Here is a 17,382-nt window from a genome sequence, read left to right as displayed (position 1 = left end):
GTTAATAAAAAAATAAAACAAAAAACAATAAAACGATCAAAAAGTGTTGTTTAAAATAAAAACAACAAAAAGTTAAAAATCAAGCGATCAAACTTAATTTTTGTGGATAACTCTGTTAAAAATTAGGATAACAAGCTGTTATGATCGCACTAACAACTTAAAAATAGAAAACAGTTGTGGATAAAAATAATAGTTATACACAAGTTTAAACAAAAAAAGATCCGATCAATTAACAGAATGAACAGATCGATAAGATCCTATAAAATAATCACAAAAAAGAGTTATCAACAAAAAGGATCCGATCTAATAATAATAAAAATAAAAAGATCATCTAAAAGATCTTATTTTATTTAGAACGCGATCCTAATAGATCATTTGACGTAACCAAAAAGATGAGTAAAATCTCCTACCCTGAATAAATCAAATCTCCCGATCTAAATTAGCGATCATCTATACACAAAAAAATACGAGGCTTTTTATGTTTTATCCAGATCTTTATGATGTCATCATTGTTGGTGGCGGTCATGCAGGAACAGAAGCAGCAATGGCATCAGCAAGAATGGGGCGAAAAACACTACTTTTAACCCATAATATCAATACATTAGGACAAATGTCTTGTAATCCTGCCATTGGTGGTATAGGTAAAGGTCATTTGGTAAAAGAAATTGATGCAATGGGTGGCTTAATGGCACACGCTATCGATCATGCTGGGATCCAATTTAGGATCTTAAATAGCAGTAAAGGACCTGCAGTTAGGGCTACAAGAGCACAAGCAGATCGATCACTATATTGCAAAGTGATCCGAACTACACTTGAAAATCAAGAAAATTTAATGCTTTTTCAACAATCTGTTGAAGATGTGATCATCGAAAACGATCAGATCGTAGGTGTAAAAACCCAAATGGGAGTATGCTTTAAAGCTAAAACAGTCGTATTAACAACAGGTACCTTTTTAGACGGAAAGATCCATATAGGACTTAATAATTATAGTGGTGGACGTACAGGCGATCCTGCTTCGATCGGCTTATCAAAATCACTTCATCAATATCCATTTAGAATGGGACGATTAAAAACTGGTACACCACCACGAATTGATGCTAGAACAATTGATTTTTCAAAATTAGGTACACAATATGGTGATGATCCTGTTCCTGTATTCTCATTTTTAGGTAATGCAAACGAACATCCTAAACAAATTCCTTGCTATATAACAAGCACTAACGAAACAACGCACGAGATAATCCGAAATAGTTTAGATCGTAGTCCCATGTATACAGGTGTTATAGAAGGAGTTGGCCCAAGATACTGCCCATCTATTGAAGACAAAATTATGCGTTTTGCGGATCGTAATTCTCATCAGATCTATTTAGAGCCTGAAGGATTAGATAGCAACGAAATATATCCAAACGGGATCTCAACAAGTTTACCATTTGATACACAATTAGCATTTGTACGCAGTATGAAAGGATTAGAAAATGCTAATATTGTCAGACCAGGTTATGCGATCGAATATGATTATTTTGATCCAAGGGATCTTAAGCCAACACTTGAAAGTAAAGTTATCAAAGGTCTCTTTTTAGCAGGACAGATCAACGGAACAACTGGCTATGAAGAAGCCGCAGCTCAAGGAATGCTTGCTGGTTTAAATGCAGCACGTTTTGCATATGATCAAGATCAATGGTATCCAAGCCGTGATCAAGCCTATTTAGGGGTATTAGTTGATGATCTTTGTACTCTTGGTACTAACGAACCTTATCGCATGTTTACCTCGCGTGCTGAATATCGTTTAATGTTACGTGAAGACAATGCTGATATTCGCTTAACTGAGATTGGCCGCAAGCTAGGTATGGTTGATGATTATCGCTGGCAACGTTTTAACGAAAAATTTGAAGCTATTGAACAAGAAAGAGCAAGATTACGTGATATATGGGTACATCCTCATATTGAAAGCATTGACGAAGTAAATGCCGTGTTAAGTGCTAATTTGACTAAAGAAGCCAATGGAGAAGAGTTACTTAAGCGACCTGAAATGAGTTATAACACATTGAAATCGCTTTCATTATTTGCTCCTGGATTGTCCGACGCACAGGCTGCGGAACAGGTTGAAATTCAAGTTAAATATGATGGATATATAAAACTGCAAATAGAAGAAATTGAACGTCAAAAACGCAATGAAGAAACGCTTATTCCTGAGCATATTGATTATGCTGAAATATCGGGTTTATCGAACGAAGTTGTGGCTAAATTAAAACAACATAAACCTATTTCAATAGGACAAGCTTCGCGTATATCAGGAATTACTCCTGCTGCGATTTCAATGTTACTAGTTTATTTAAAAAAGAAAAATTATGTTAAAAAAGAAACTCATTAATCTAATAGATCAAACGGATCTTTTGATCTCAGAATCACAAATAGATCAATTGATCCATTATGTTGAAATGCTTAACAAATGGAATAAGACTTACAACTTAACAGCTGTACGAGATCCTAATGAAATGTTAATCAAACATATCATGGATAGTTTAGTTGTATCGCCCTATTTAACTGGCAAAACTTTTATTGATGTTGGAACTGGTCCTGGTTTACCAGGTATTCCATTAGCGATTATTAACCCCGATAAACAATTTGATTTGGTTGATAGTTTAGGTAAGCGTATTCGCTTTTTAAAGCAAGTACAGTTTGAATTAAAGCTAACTAATATAAACCCAATACAAAGCCGAATAGAAGAGTATAATGATAAAAAGTTTGATGGAGTTATTAGCCGAGCATTTGCTTCATTGCAAGACATGCTTAATTGGTGTAAACATCTTCCTAATGAACAAGGATTTTTTTATGCTTTAAAAGGAAGCGATATAGATCCTATTGCTGATGGTTTTACACTTAAACAAAATATAAAATTGACTATACCAGAATTAGATGCTGAAAGGTGTTTAATTATTATACAATAGTTTTTGTAATTAAATACAAGCTGTTCTGAAACTTTTTATAAATTTAATTCTTGCGTTTTTTCAGATAATCTTTAATACCATCAACAATTGATTTAGATACTTGATTTTGGAATGAAACAGTCTTTAATTTTTTTTCTTCAGTAATATTACTAATAAAGGCTGTTTCGACTAAAACAGATGGAATATCGGGTGCTTTTAACACCGCAAAACCTGCTTTTTCAAGTGATGGTTTATGTAACTTATTGACTCTTTTCATTCGATTTAAAATAGCATTACCAAGTAATACACCATTATTTAATGTTGTTTTTTGAACTAAATCTAAAATGGTATTATCTAAATATTTATCGCCACTACGGCTAACACCGCCTATTTGATCTGCTTCATTTTGAGTTTGGGCCAAATAACTGGCTGCAGAACTACTTGCTCCACCTGTTGATAATGCAAACACAGATGAACCACCGACAGAACGATTAGCAAAAGCATCTGCATGAATAGAAATAAATAGATCTGCATGGAGTGAACGAGCTTTAGCAACTCGTACTTTTAATGGGATAAAAACATCTTCATTACGGGTCATGTAGACTTTTATATTCGGTTCTTTCTTAAGTAAATTATAAGTACGACGTGCAATTTGCAAAACAATATCTTTTTCACGTGTTTTATTGTAGCCAATAGCGCCAGGATCTTCTCCACCGTGTCCAGGATCAAGCACGACAATAACGGGAGCATTTTTACTCTTATTGGTTGGTGTTTTTATACCAGATTGCTTTTTATTGAGATCACCTTTTTTATATTCTTCTAAAAGCGCAAGTAAAGGGTCATCATCTGTGCTTGAAGCTGGTTTAGATGGATAAAGATCCATAACTAAACGATGTTTGAATTTTGCTATCGGCGATAAGGTAAAAGTATTCGGTTGAACACCTTGTTTTAATTCGACCAAAATTCTAACTGTCTTTGGATCTCGTTGAACAACGCGTATAGATTTAATATAAGGGTCGTGTTTTAATACTTTCGATGAGATATTTTTTAAAATTGGATTTAGATTAACATTGTTAATATCAATAGCGATCCTATTAGGATTACTTAATAAAAAGTGCTTATATTTTAATCTAATATTTGATTCTAAAGTAATTCTTGTATAAGTTGATGAAGGCCAAACACGCACAGCAATAACTTGCGCCATTGCTGCGGCAAAGCCTACACGAGTGACGGATAACAAACATGTAGCAATAATACCTTTTATTAATAGGCGCTTTGTTGGGCTAAATGTTTTTTTCATACCTTAAAAACTTTATTTATTATCAAAATTAGTTGCTGATAATAGCATAAACTAAAGGGATATTAAAAAGAATGATTATCATAATCGACAGTTATTTTTGTAAATAGTCTGTTCTAAATTATCAATCAATTTTTATAATAAAAAAGATTATAAAATTAAATAATAAAAACAACCTTGTTTTGAGTTGTCATTTTTATTTTGTTATAGACCCTATAATAACAAAAGATTACAATATAGCACGCTAAAATCGCGGATTTAAACCCGTTTTCATTTTAACAATTAAATTATAGCTGAGTTATTGATGAGCAAAAAACTACATATCAAAACTTGGGGCTGTCAAATGAATGAGTATGACTCAACAAAAATGGCAGATCTCCTTGAATCTACCCACGGTTTAACTTTAACTGAAAATGCCGAAGAAGCAGATATTTTATTACTTAATACTTGCTCTATTCGAGAAAAGGCCCAAGAAAAAGTCTTTCATCAATTAGGACGTTGGAAGAATCTTAAAAAAAATAACCCAAATATCATTATTGGTGTAGGGGGATGTGTTGCTTCACAAGAAGGCGCCCACATTCGCAAACGAGCACCATTTGTGGATATTATTTTTGGACCTCAGACCTTTCACCGATTACCAGAAATGATTGAGCAAGTTAGAAGTGGTAAAGGTAATAATGTGGTTGATGTAAGCTTTCCTGAAATAGAAAAATTTGATCGCCTACCAGAACCTCGTAGTGAAGGCCCAACTGCATTTGTTTCAATTATGGAAGGATGTAATAAATATTGTACTTATTGCGTAGTTCCTTACACTCGAGGTGAAGAAGTTAGTCGACCTTGTGATGATGTTATTTATGAAATAGCTCAGCTTGCTGAGCAAGGTGTACGTGAAGTCAATCTATTAGGTCAAAATGTAAATGCATATCGTGGACCGACATTCGATGGTGATATCTGTTCCTTTGCTGAATTACTACACTTAGTTGCAGCCATTGATGGTATAGATCGTATTCGTTTTACAACTAGCCATCCAATCGAATTTACAGATGATATTATTGATGTTTATCGTGACACACCAGAACTAGTAAATTTTTTACATTTACCAGTACAAAGTGGATCAGATCGTGTATTAAACTTAATGAAACGTACGCATACTGCACTTGAATATAAATCAATTATTCGAAAACTACGCAAAGTACGACCAGATATTCAAATTAGCTCCGATTTTATTGTTGGTTTTCCAGGTGAAACACAAGAAGACTTTGAACAAACCATGAAGTTAATTGCTGATGTTAATTTTGATTTAAGTTACAGTTTTGTCTATTCAGCACGTCCAGGTACGCCAGCTGCTGAAATGGAAGATAATGTTTCGGAAGAAGAAAAAAAACAAAGACTATACATTCTTCAAGAGCGAATTAACCAACAAGCTATGCAATTTAGCCGTCGTATGTTAAATACCGTGCAACGCATTTTGGTTGAAGGTCCATCCAAAAAAGATCTTATGGAATTAACAGGCCGAACTGAAAATAATAGAATTGTTAACTTTGAAGGTCGCCCTGAAATGATTGGTAAATTTGTTGATGTTGAAATTACCGATGTTTATCCAAATTCATTGCGTGGCAAAGTAGTTAGAACTGAAGATGAAATGGATCTACGCGTAAGCGAATCACCAATGTCAGTTATATCTCGAACCCGAAAGGAAAATGATTTAGGTGTTGGTATTTATCAACCATAAAAACAAAACGTAAAATATTAAGTTATTTATTTTAAATAGAAATTAAAAAGTTATTAAATAAGAAAATAGGAAAGAAAAAATGTTTATTATTTTTGGTACTCGTGGAAGAGAAGTCAACGAACGTGGTGGACAATTTAATTGTCCTAATTGTTGCTCACAACAAAATATTACTACTGACGAAAAACAACAGAAATACACACAAATAAAAGTAGCAAAATATTTTACATTATTTTTTATTCCTATTTTTAGTTACTCTACCTTAGGTCGTTATATAAAATGTAATCAATGCAATAACGATTATAACGAAAATGTGCTCGACTATGTACCGCCAACATTTGAAGAACAAATAGCTTCATATGTTGAACAAGAGTTAAAAAGTGGAACACCTATTTCAATGTTGGTTAATAAATTGAAATCACAAGGATTTGATGAAAATCAATCAACAAGTGCAGTAAATAATGTTGTTAACGGAAATATAGTTTCTTGTCATCAATGTAAAATGGATTTTATAAAAGGCGTTGAAAAATGTTCTTTATGTGAACAGCGTCTGAGCAATTAAAATTAATTGAATAGAGGTTTTATTTTTGAATATTACAACACAAGAAACCATACTTGAGCCCGCTGATAATCAGCGGCTTAATAGTCTTTGTGGTCCTTATAATGACAATATAAAACAGTTAGAACGTCGGCTTGGTATTGAAATTAATCATCGAGGTAATTTATTTTCAATAACTGGTGATGATATTTGTGTTCGAGCGACTATTGATATTTTGCAATCTCTTTATAAACAAACCAAAATCAAAGACAAAATAATTGATATTGAACCAGAACAAATTCATTTAGCTATCAAAGAGACAGGTGCGCTTGAAAAAGTGAGTGAACACTTACCTAGTTATGTTGATCATCAAGCCGGAAAGCTAGTGATGATAAAAACTAAGCGAGGTATAATCAAACCCCGAACAGCGAACCAAGCACAATACATAGCTCATGTTTTGGATTACGACATTTCTTTTGGTATAGGGCCTGCTGGAACAGGTAAAACTTATTTAGCGGTAGCCGCTGCAGTTGATGCGCTCGAAAAACAACAGATTCGTCGTATTGTACTAACTCGACCAGCAGTCGAAGCTGGTGAAAAACTTGGCTTTTTACCAGGCGATTTAAGCCAAAAAGTGGATCCTTACTTACGTCCACTTTATGATGCTTTATTTGAAATGTTAGGTTTTGAAAAAGTCGAAAAATTAATTGAAAAAAGTGTGATTGAAGTGGCGCCACTCGCTTATATGCGTGGACGAACATTAAATGATGCATTTATTATTCTTGATGAAAGCCAAAATACAACGATTGAACAAATGAAAATGTTTTTAACTCGAATTGGCTTTAATTCGAAAGCGGTAATAACAGGTGATATTACTCAAATCGATTTACCGCGTAATCAAAAATCTGGGTTACGTCATGCAATAGAAGTATTAAGCCAAGTTGATGAAATTAGTTTTAATTTTTTTAATAGTGAAGATGTCGTGCGCCACCCAGTAGTTGCTAGAATTGTTAATGCTTACGAAAAATGGGAAGAACAGCAACATATGCAACATAAGTTGCAGCATACAGAAAGAAGTATTTAGAGGAGTACTATTATCTCTATCTCAAGTAAAAAAAAGAAAACTAAGATTCGAGATCATTCCGCGGAAGCAAATTTGTTTTTACGCCGAGCACTGTTTTCTTTTATTGTCATTATTATTTTAATTATCATATTGATTGCAAACTTAGCTGGTTTACAGATTTTGAATTATAGCTATTACACTACTAAATCTAATGATAATCGTATTGAAATTATTCCTATTCCACCTAATCGTGGCATGATTTATGATCGTAATGGTACGCCATTAGCGATTAATAATATTACATATCAATTAAATATCATTCCCGATAAAACTAAAAACCTCAATGAACAATTTGAGCAATTAAAAAAAATTGTTGATTTGACAGATGAAGATATTGAAACATTTCAAAAAGAACGACGCAATTATAGAGCTCATCGTCCAGTACCGCTAAAAGAAAATTTAACCGAAAAACAAATAGCTCGTTTTGTTGTAGATCAACATCGTTTTCCGTTTGTTTCTATTGTAGGTATACAGCATCGTTATTACCCTTATGGATCATCACTGACCCATATTCTTGGCTATATCTCTAAAATTAATAGCCAAGATAAACAGCGATTAGAAGATGAAAATAAAGCGAGTGATTATGTGGCAACTTTTAATATTGGTAAAATGGGGATAGAAAAGTACTACGAAGACGTATTACACGGAACCCCTGGCTATGAAAAGGTTGAAGTTAACAGCCGAGGTAGAATTGTACGCCAGCTAAATCAACATCCACCACAAGCAGGTGAGGATATCTATTTATCTATTAACCTAAAATTACAGCTTTATATAGAGCAATTACTGGCTGGACGTAAAGCGGCAGTGGTAGCTATTGACCCTAATAATGGTGAAATTTTATCCTTGGTTTCTAGCCCAAGTTATGATTCCAACTCTTTTGTTGGTGGTATATCAAGCACTAAATATAGCGAATTACTCAAAGATCCTAGTAAACCACTTTTTAATCGAGCTTTATTAGGCGCTTATCCACCAGCTTCAACAGTTAAGCCTTTTATTTCCATAGCGGCCTTAAGTGAAGGAGTGATCACACCAAAAAGCGTGGTTAATGATCCTGGTTGGTGGCAATTACCTGGTACTGAACGGCGTTATCGTGATTGGTTAAAATGGGGACACGGTCGAGTTGATGTATTAAGGGCGATTGAAGAATCAGTTGATACCTACTTTTATCAAGTTGCTTATGATATGGGCATTGACCACCTAAATTTGTGGATGACTAAATTTGGTTATGGTGAACGAACAGGTATAGATATTTCACCAAACGAAGAAACACGAGCAGTTATGCCTAGTCGTGAATGGAAAATCAAACGCCATAAAAAATCTTGGTTGCAAGGCGATACTATACCAGTTGGTATCGGTCAAGGTTATTGGACAGCAACACCTATCCAAATGGCAAAAGCATTAACTACGTTAATTAATAATGGTAAAACTTATACTCCGCATTTTTTATTATATAAAAAGAGCGATATTTTAAATTCAGATGAACATCAACCAACAATTAATCCTGAAAAATACATAGAAGATAATAGTTTAGTTAATGTTAAATCAATTTATTGGGATTTAGCTAAAGAAGGTATGCATCGTGTCATGTTTGGATCACGAGGAACGGCACGTAAAATTTATGCAGATGCAAAATATCAAGCGGCTGGCAAATCAGGTACCGCACAAGTTTATGGCTTAAAACAAGATGAAGTTTATAACGCTCATAAGATCCCTGAACATTTACGCGATCATGCGTTATTTATTGCTTATGCTCCTTACGATAATCCAAAAATTGCCTTGGCCATTGTTTTAGAAAATGGCGGTGGCGGAAGCTCAAACGGCGGTGCAGTAGCTCGTAAAATATTAGATTTTTATCTTCTTGGAAATAACTCAACAGAGCTAGATGATCCATCACCAAATACAGGAGCTGAAGATTAATAATGAATAATAGTAAAAAATCTTTTTGGCAAAAAATACATATTGATCCCTTATTTTTTTTATTTATTACTTTATTGCTAGGTTATAGTCTTTATATACTTTGGAGTGCTAGTGGGCAAAATATTGATATGATGCAAAAGCGAGTAATACAAATATTACTTGGCTATACTGTAATGATTACGCTGGCACAATTTTCGCCCAGAACCTATGAAAAATGGTCACCATATCTGTATGTTGTTTGCATTATCATCCTATTATTAGTAGATATTTTTGGATATACCAGTAAAGGCGCACAACGCTGGTTAGATTTAGGTATTTTGCGATTTCAACCTTCTGAAATAGCCAAAATAGCCGTACCATTAATGGTTGCAAAGTTCATTCATCGTGATGGATGCCCACCGCCATTAAAAACCACATTACAAACACTTGGTATAATTGGAGTGCCTACATTACTTGTTGCTATGCAACCAGATCTGGGCACAGCAATATTGATTATTATGTCAGGAATTTTTATTATTTTTTTAGCAGGCATTAATTGGCGCTATATTCTTATTGCATTAATTTTAATTGCTATATTTTTACCAATTATGTGGTTCTTTTTAATGCATGATTATCAACAAAAACGCGTATTGATGCTAATAAATCCTGAGCTTGATCCAAATGGAGCTGGTTATCATATTATTCAATCTAAAACAGCAATTGGATCGGGTGGTATATGGGGCAAAGGCTGGCTTGAAGGTACGCAATCGCAACTTGAATTTTTACCAGAGCGACACACCGATTTTATCTTTTCAGTTATAGCTGAAGAGTTTGGTTTTATTGGTTCGATTATTTTGTTAATTCTATTTTTATGCTTAATTGTGCGTGGACTTATTATTGCAGCTCAAGCACAAACAACATTTGGACGAATTTTATCGGGTGGACTAATTTTAGTATTTTTTATTTATGCATTTATTAATATTGGTATGGTCAGTGGAATCTTACCAGTAGTTGGTGTACCATTACCTCTAATAAGTTATGGTGGCTCATCTTTAGTCGTATTAATGGCAAGTTTTGGCATTATGATGTCTATTCACACACATCGATATATGTTGTCTAAAAATATTTAACGGAATTGAAATAAATGAAAAAGAAATTTAAATTATCTTTTGCTTTGTTTGCGCTTGCAATTTGTTCATCAGCATCGGCTGAAATGGCTTTTCCTATCCCAGCTATTCCACAATTAGATGCTGAATCTTATATTTTAATCGATGCAAAATCAGGCGAAATTTTGGCACAATATAATGCAGAACAACAGCGTGACCCAGCTAGCCTAACCAAAATGATGACCAGTTATGTGGTTGGTCAAGCACTACGCTCAGGACGCATAAAAAATGATGATATGGTTGTAGTAAGTAAAGATGCATGGGCAACGGGCAACCCTATTTTAAAAGGGTCATCATTGATGTTTTTAGAAGTGGGTAAAACAGTATCAGTATCTGATCTTAATAAAGGTATTATCATCCAATCTGGTAACGATGCTTGTATTGCAATGGCAGAACATGTTGCAGGAAGCCAAGGTGCATTTGTTAACCTAATGAATGATTATGCAAAAAAAATTGGACTAAACCATACCCATTTTGAAACTGTTCATGGGCTTGATGCGCCAGGGCAATACACAACAGCTAAAGACATGGCTTTTTTAGGGCAAGCATTGATTCGTGATTTACCAGAAGAATATTCAATTTATAAACAAAAAGAATTTACCTATACCCTATCAAAACCACAACTTAATCGAAATGGACTACTTTGGGATACCACATTAAACGTTGATGGAATTAAAACAGGACATACCAATGCTGCTGGCTATAACTTAGTTGCTTCAGCGGTTGATGGCAATACCCGTTTAATTTCAGCGGTACTAGGTGGACGAACCTTTAAAGGGCGTGAAGAAGAAAGTAAAAAACTACTAGTATGGGGATTCCGCTTTTTTGAAACTGCAAATCCTGTAAAAGCTGATACGCCATTAGCAACAGAAACGATTTGGTATGGTGATAAAAATAAAATTCAATTAGGTGCAACTAATGGCGCTTATATCACAGTACCAAAAGGTCGTGCGGCAGATGTGCAAGTTGAATATAAAATTGATGATTATATTTATGCTCCAATAACCAAAGGTACAGCCGTAGGTAAAATGCAGTTCCTATTAGATGGTAAAGTAATTAGTGAACAGCCACTTGTTGCTTTGCAAAATGTTGAAGAAACAGGATTTTTTGGTGGAATCTGGGATTGGATCTGCCTACAATGCCATAAATTATTTAGCTAGTTTCAATTATCATTGTTCTGTAAGTATCAGCTTACAGAACAACTTTACTTTTTAAAAATAAACATCTTCTAATATAAAAAACTGCCATAAAAAACTGTCAGGTAGAATATTGATTTTATTGAATTTTTTATCAAAACGCTATATTTAACAAATAGCTGCTAATTAAATAAACAATAAACACTTAATAAAACTAATCTATACATCATTACAATAATTAACTCCGCTAACAACAGTTAATATTACAAATAAAGCTAGCAATCTTATACTATTTATGGTATAAAACGCGCGCTACATTTCACATTATTTTTTTGCAAAAGTAATGATGGATAAAAGCATTAAATTTAATGATTAATTAACGTTATAACACACACATATCATTACACTTTTCCGGGGTGCCTTTTACTTTATGTATAGGTCGGTAAAAGCGGATATGTGGAGGCATAACCCCAACGTCAAAATGAGGAAATCATGACTACAGTATCAATGCGCGATATGTTACAAGCGGGTGTACACTTTGGACACCAAACTCGTTATTGGAACCCAAAAATGAAACCATTTATTTTTGGTTCACGCAATAAAGTTCATATTATCAATCTTGAAAAAACAGTACCACTGTTCAACGAAGCATTAGCTGAATTAAACAAGATTGCCGCTCGTAAAGGTAAAATTTTATTTGTTGGTACAAAACGTGCAGCTAGCGAAGCAATTAAACAAGCTGCTGAAAGCTGTGGACAATACTACGTTAATCACCGTTGGTTAGGTGGTATGTTGACTAACTGGAAAACAGTACGTCAATCAATCAAACGTCTAAAAGATTTAGAAACACAAGCTAGTGATGGTACATTCGATAAATTAACCAAAAAAGAAGCACTAATGCGTGCTCGTGAAATGGCTAAATTAGAAAATAGCTTGGGTGGAATTAAAAATATGGGTGGCTTACCTGATGTGATCTTTGTTATTGGTGCAGACCACGAACATATCGCTATCAAAGAAGCTAACAACTTAGGTATTCCAGTCATTGCTATTGTTGATACTAACTCAGATCCTGATGGTATTGATTACGTTGTTCCAGGTAATGATGATGCGATTCGTGCAATTCAATTATATGCAAATGCAGTTGCTGAAGCAGTACGTTCTGGTCGTGAACAAAACCAATCTCCAGTATCTGAAGAAAGCTTCGTAGAAGAAGCGCCAGCAGCAGAGTAATAAACTCAAATATTTTCAGGGTCGATAATAATATCGACCCATTCTAATGAAAATCATCACAATGGTTAAATAGAGGATTAAAAAATGGCTGAAGTTACCGCTTCTATGGTAAAAGAACTGCGCGAAAGAACTGGCGCAGGTATGATGGAATGTAAAAAAGCATTAGTTGAAGCAAACGGTGATATCGAACTTGCAATTGACAACATGCGTAAATCAGGACAAGCAAAAGCAGCTAAAAAAGCAGGTCGTGTTGCGGCTGAAGGTGTTATTATTTCTAAAATATCTGCGGATAAAAAATTGGGTGTTATCTTAGAAGTAAACTGCGAAACAGACTTTGTTGCTAAAGATGCAGGATTCTTAGCATTTAGTGATAAAGTTGCAGAGGCGGCATTAACAGAACGCATTAGCGATATTGCTGCACTACAAGCTAAATTTGAAGAAGAGCGCACAGCTTTAGTTGCTAAAATTGGTGAAAACATCGGTATTCGTCGTGTTGCTGAAATTGCTGGTGATGTAGTAGGTAGTTACCAACACGGTGCTCGTATTGGTGTATTAGTTGCTGCAAACGGTGCAGACGATGAATTAGTTAAACACATCGCAATGCACATTGCTGCAAGCAAACCAGAGTACGTTGATCCAAGTGACGTACCTGCTGATGTAGTTGAACATGAACGTAACATTCAAATTGATATCGCAATGCAATCAGGTAAACCACGTGAAATCGCTGAAAAAATGGTTGAAGGCCGTATGCGTAAATTCACTGGTGAAGTATCACTAACTGGTCAACCATTTGTAATGGAACCTTCAAAAACTGTTGGCGACTTATTAAAAGAAAAGAGCGCAGCAGTTACTTCATTCATTCGTTTTGAAGTGGGTGAAGGTATTGAAAAAGTCGAAGTTGACTTCGCAGCAGAAGTTGCAGCAATATCAAAACAATCTTAATTGTTTTATAAAACCGCCGTTAAGGCGGTTTTGTTTATCTACAAAATATTTTAAAATTACTGCTAGATAGGAGCTCTAGCTCCTTATTTTATTAAATAACGAAACAGTGAGACATCATATGGTAACCCCTTTTTATAAACGTATTCTTCTTAAACTCAGTGGTGAAGCACTACAAGGTGACGAAGGTTTTGGTATTGATGCAACCGTTCTTGATCGTATGGCTCAAGAAATAAAAGAGCTTATTGAAATGAATGTTGAAGTTGCTGTTGTTATTGGGGGTGGTAATCTATTTCGTGGTGCAGGACTTGCTAAAGCGGGAATGAACCGAGTAGTTGGTGATCACATGGGCATGCTTGCAACCGTCATGAATGGACTTGCGATGCGAGATGCATTGCACCGAATAGAAGTAAACGCTCGCCTAATGTCAGCCATTCCATTAAATGGCGTATGCGATGACTATCGTTGGACCGAAGCAATTAGCTTGCTTCGTCATGGTAAAGTCGTTATCCTTTCTGCTGGAACTGGTAATCCTTTTTTCACAACCGATTCAGCAGCATGCTTACGAGGTATTGAAATTGGTGCAGATGTTGTCTTAAAAGCGACCAAAGTAGATGGTGTTTACTCTGCCGATCCTGTTAAAGATCCAACAGCAACACTTTATAAAACACTAAGCTATGAAAAAGTGCTTACAGATGAGCTTAAAGTAATGGATTTAGCGGCATTCACATTAGCAAGGGATCATAATTTACCAATTTGTGTCTTTAATATGAATAAACCTGGAGCGTTGCGTCGTGTTATATTAGGTGAACAAGAAGGGACATTAATTAATAACAAAGCAACAGTAACCAGTTAATTATCTTTATTTTAAATAAGGCTTTTATTATGTTAAACGAGATTCAAAAAGAAGCGCAAACGCGCATGGAAAAAAGTATTGATGCGTTTCAAAATCATATTTCTAAAGTAAGAACGGGTCGCGCATCACCAAGCTTATTAGATGGTATTATGGTTGAATATTATGGTAGTCCAACGCCATTACGCCAACTAGCTAACATCGTTGCTGAAGATGCAAGAACGCTAGCGATTACTGTATTTGACAAATCACTTACACCACTAATTGAAAAAGCAATCTTAACATCAGATTTAGGACTTAACCCAGCATCAGCAGGTACCGTTATTCGCGTTCCATTACCGCCACTAACCGAAGAACGCCGTCGAGACTTAACCAAAATTGTTCGTAACGAAGCAGAACAAGGTCGAGTATCGATCCGTAATATTCGCCGTGATGCCAACGACCAAATCAAAACATTACTAAAAGATAAAGAAATATCTGAAGATGATGAACGTAAAGCACAAGATTTAATCCAAAAAGCGACAGACGCCGCAATTAAAAAATTAGATACAGTGCTTGCCGATAAAGAAAAAGAACTAATGGAATTCTAATTTTTATCTTCTTTTTCCTCTTTTCTTCCAAACGCTCTGTTTTATAAAGCAGAGTGTTTTTCCTTGATTTTAAAAATCGGTCAGTAAATGAATTGATTTTATTTATTTTTTAATCTAATTTTCATCCAAAACAGCCCCCTAAAACAGTCATCCAAAACCGAACTCCAAAAAAACATCCCACAGCACCAACATCCGCCGTTACCTCACTACGCATAATTATTTACAAAAAAGTCCGCCAAAAAACTAGCCAACTATTTTATAAATGGTTATACTTTTATCGCTGTAGGAAAACAAGCTTATTAAATAAGCGAATAATTATAAAAATTCAAATAAAACAAAATATTACTTGACACGAGAAACGTAATGCATTATCATTTTAGGCACAAGGCACAAGCAAACCTATGTCTTAAATTTATCAAATAATCCTATTCGACGAGTTTTTACACGAAACTTATTTATACCTTCCAAATTATTTCTCAACGAATTATCGAAATTATCGCTCAAATCACCTAAATCACCTAAAACAGCTCTGCTAGTATCAGCACTGTTATTATTGTCATTGTCATGGAATGTACAGGCGAATGACAAAAAGTATCGAGCGGGTAATCGTAGTGATGCAATAATATTACTATCCGAACCATTACCAGCGGAGCCAGTTATCAAGTATGCAAGACCGAATCTACAAATGGGTGACGGCAAACACGCAGGCCCTGCTAACATATGGAATCCTAAGAAGGGCTTCTTAGTTCAATCAACCAATCCAGGATCATATAACCTCAATTTTCCAACTACAGGTGCGGATAATTTATATTTTGATTTACTCATTACAGGAATAGATGTAAGAGAATTGACATGGGCACCTGTCAGGCATGAGGGAATTACTGCAACAGTGACAAATGTTGTACCTAATAATACTGAGCATTGGATTCCTTATGAAGATAGGGGACAAGTTGTAGCACGCGTTAAGCTAACAGGTCCAGAGGCAAAAAATCAATGGTACAATCCTCATCCTAACCTAATTACTAAGCCACAGTTACCGCAGACGTTTGAGTTAGTGGGTTGGAATGGCAACACATTTTCAAACAAAAAAATTAAGGGGTAAGTGTTTTTTAAATTCAATGGGAGGCAAGTAGCCTAACGAAGAATGTAATCGTTTATGATTATACCAATAGGCATAAGCCGAAAAAGCGCGTTGTAACTCAGCCGTTGAGTTGAAACGTTGGCCTTTTACAAATTCCGTTTTAATTGTTTTAAATGTCGCTTCCGCTACCGCATTGTCATATGGACACCCTTTCTTGCTTAATGAATGCGTGATATTAAATGTCTTAAAACACGCCTCTAATAACCGATTATCAAACTCTTTGCCTCGGTCTGAATGAAATAAATCCAATTTTGATAATGGCAGTTTAATTTGGCTTAATGCCGACATAACAAGCTCTGCTGTTTTATGTTGACCAACATGGTAACCGACAATTTGCCTATCGGATAAGTTCACTAAAACACATAAATAGTTCCAACGTTGCTTAACTTGAATATAGGTTAAATCTGCAACAACAATTTGTTTTTTATCACCTACATCAAATTGTCGTTGCAGGTGATTTTCTATGGCGGTTTCATTCACTTCCGTAGTGTGAGATTGATAACGTTTAACGGTGTATTTTGATACCAGCAATAAGGCTTTCATCACCCGAGCAATGTAACGGCGTGACACCCAAATATTCTCTTTCTGTAAATCAAAACGAATTCGTCTTGTACCATAAGACTGATAGCTCTGATTAAATAGCGTCACGATTTTATTGGCATAAAGCCCTACTGATTTTTGTCTATTCAATTTACACTGATAATAAGCATAATGTCTTGATAATCCTAAATATTGACATAGCTTTGTTATGCTATAACGATGTCGATTTGCTTTTAGGATAGCGATTTTCGTCCTATTATCAGTGCTGCTTGCTTTA

The 17,382-nt window shown here is 34.9% G+C and carries 15 protein-coding genes; 13 read left to right on the top strand and 2 right to left on the bottom strand.

Going from position 1 to position 17,382, the window contains the following annotated elements; all coding sequences use genetic code 11:
• Nucleotides 1-478: 478 nt before the first annotated feature.
• Complete coding sequence (gene mnmG / locus A9G38_RS01085; protein WP_034911942.1) at nt 479-2,371, top strand: tRNA uridine-5-carboxymethylaminomethyl(34) synthesis enzyme MnmG; 1,893 nt, start codon at nt 479-481, stop codon at nt 2,369-2,371.
• The gene (gene rsmG, locus A9G38_RS01080; protein ID WP_034911945.1) at nt 2,349-2,948 is read left to right on the top strand and encodes a 16S rRNA (guanine(527)-N(7))-methyltransferase RsmG; all 600 of its coding nucleotides are present in this window, start codon (nt 2,349-2,351) and stop codon (nt 2,946-2,948) included. Before mnmG ends, rsmG begins: the two co-directional genes overlap by 23 nt.
• A gap of 43 nt (nt 2,949-2,991) precedes the next feature.
• On the opposite strand, the gene A9G38_RS01075 is transcribed toward rsmG, so the two are convergent.
• The gene (locus A9G38_RS01075) at nt 2,992-4,227 is read right to left on the bottom strand and encodes an N-acetylmuramoyl-L-alanine amidase (RefSeq protein ID WP_034911948.1); all 1,236 of its coding nucleotides are present in this window, start codon (nt 4,225-4,227) and stop codon (nt 2,992-2,994) included.
• A gap of 301 nt (nt 4,228-4,528) precedes the next feature.
• On the opposite strand from A9G38_RS01075, the gene miaB reads away from it, so the two are divergent.
• From miaB to A9G38_RS01020, 11 genes are all read left to right on the top strand, one after another.
• A complete protein-coding gene (miaB, locus tag A9G38_RS01070) occupies nt 4,529-5,956 on the top strand; it encodes a tRNA (N6-isopentenyl adenosine(37)-C2)-methylthiotransferase MiaB (protein ID WP_034911952.1) in 1,428 nt (475 codons plus the stop codon).
• 79 nt (nt 5,957-6,035) lie between these two features.
• Nucleotides 6,036-6,515 carry a hypothetical protein gene (locus A9G38_RS01065; RefSeq protein WP_034911954.1) on the top strand — a complete coding sequence of 160 codons (480 nt, stop codon included), beginning with the start codon at nt 6,036-6,038 and terminating at the stop codon, nt 6,513-6,515.
• Nucleotides 6,516-6,540: 25 nt separating this feature from the next.
• Nucleotides 6,541-7,575 (top strand): PhoH family protein, encoded by a 1,035-nt coding sequence (locus tag A9G38_RS01060; protein ID WP_034911957.1) that lies wholly within the window; start codon nt 6,541-6,543, stop codon nt 7,573-7,575.
• An 18-nt stretch (nt 7,576-7,593) separates the two neighbouring features.
• On the top strand, nt 7,594-9,531 hold the full coding sequence (gene mrdA / locus A9G38_RS01055; protein WP_034911960.1) for a penicillin-binding protein 2: 1,938 nt from the start codon (nt 7,594-7,596) through the stop codon (nt 9,529-9,531).
• Between the two features lie 2 nt (nt 9,532-9,533).
• Nucleotides 9,534-10,640 (top strand): peptidoglycan glycosyltransferase MrdB, encoded by a 1,107-nt coding sequence (gene mrdB, locus A9G38_RS01050; protein WP_034911963.1) that lies wholly within the window; start codon nt 9,534-9,536, stop codon nt 10,638-10,640.
• A gap of 14 nt (nt 10,641-10,654) precedes the next feature.
• Nucleotides 10,655-11,836: a serine hydrolase gene (locus tag A9G38_RS01045; RefSeq protein ID WP_034911967.1), complete on the top strand. Its 1,182-nt coding sequence runs from the start codon at nt 10,655-10,657 to the stop codon at nt 11,834-11,836.
• Nucleotides 11,837-12,304: 468 nt separating this feature from the next.
• Complete coding sequence (rpsB, locus tag A9G38_RS01040) at nt 12,305-13,042, top strand: 30S ribosomal protein S2 (RefSeq protein ID WP_034911970.1); 738 nt, start codon at nt 12,305-12,307, stop codon at nt 13,040-13,042.
• A gap of 84 nt (nt 13,043-13,126) precedes the next feature.
• A complete protein-coding gene (tsf, locus tag A9G38_RS01035) occupies nt 13,127-13,984 on the top strand; it encodes a translation elongation factor Ts (protein ID WP_034911975.1) in 858 nt (285 codons plus the stop codon).
• A gap of 118 nt (nt 13,985-14,102) precedes the next feature.
• Nucleotides 14,103-14,837 carry a UMP kinase gene (pyrH, locus tag A9G38_RS01030; RefSeq protein WP_034911998.1) on the top strand — a complete coding sequence of 245 codons (735 nt, stop codon included), beginning with the start codon at nt 14,103-14,105 and terminating at the stop codon, nt 14,835-14,837.
• Between the two features lie 29 nt (nt 14,838-14,866).
• On the top strand, nt 14,867-15,424 hold the full coding sequence (gene frr / locus A9G38_RS01025) for a ribosome recycling factor (RefSeq protein WP_034911979.1): 558 nt from the start codon (nt 14,867-14,869) through the stop codon (nt 15,422-15,424).
• A 553-nt stretch (nt 15,425-15,977) separates the two neighbouring features.
• Entirely contained in the window at nt 15,978-16,526 is a 549-nt protein-coding gene (locus tag A9G38_RS01020; RefSeq protein ID WP_065623108.1) for a hypothetical protein, read from the top strand.
• On the opposite strand, the gene A9G38_RS01015 is transcribed toward A9G38_RS01020, so the two are convergent.
• The coding region (locus tag A9G38_RS01015) for an IS3 family transposase (protein WP_081297938.1) at nt 16,503-17,382 on the bottom strand (880 nt) is incomplete at its 5' end. The genes A9G38_RS01020 and A9G38_RS01015 overlap by 24 nt on opposite strands.

This window comes from Gilliamella sp. Imp1-1 (genome assembly GCF_001690415.1).
Taxonomy (GTDB): Bacteria; Pseudomonadota; Gammaproteobacteria; order Enterobacterales; family Orbaceae; genus Gilliamella; species Gilliamella bombi.
The sequence above is the reverse complement of the archived record's forward strand: the minus strand, read 5'-3'. Positions and strand labels throughout refer to the sequence as shown.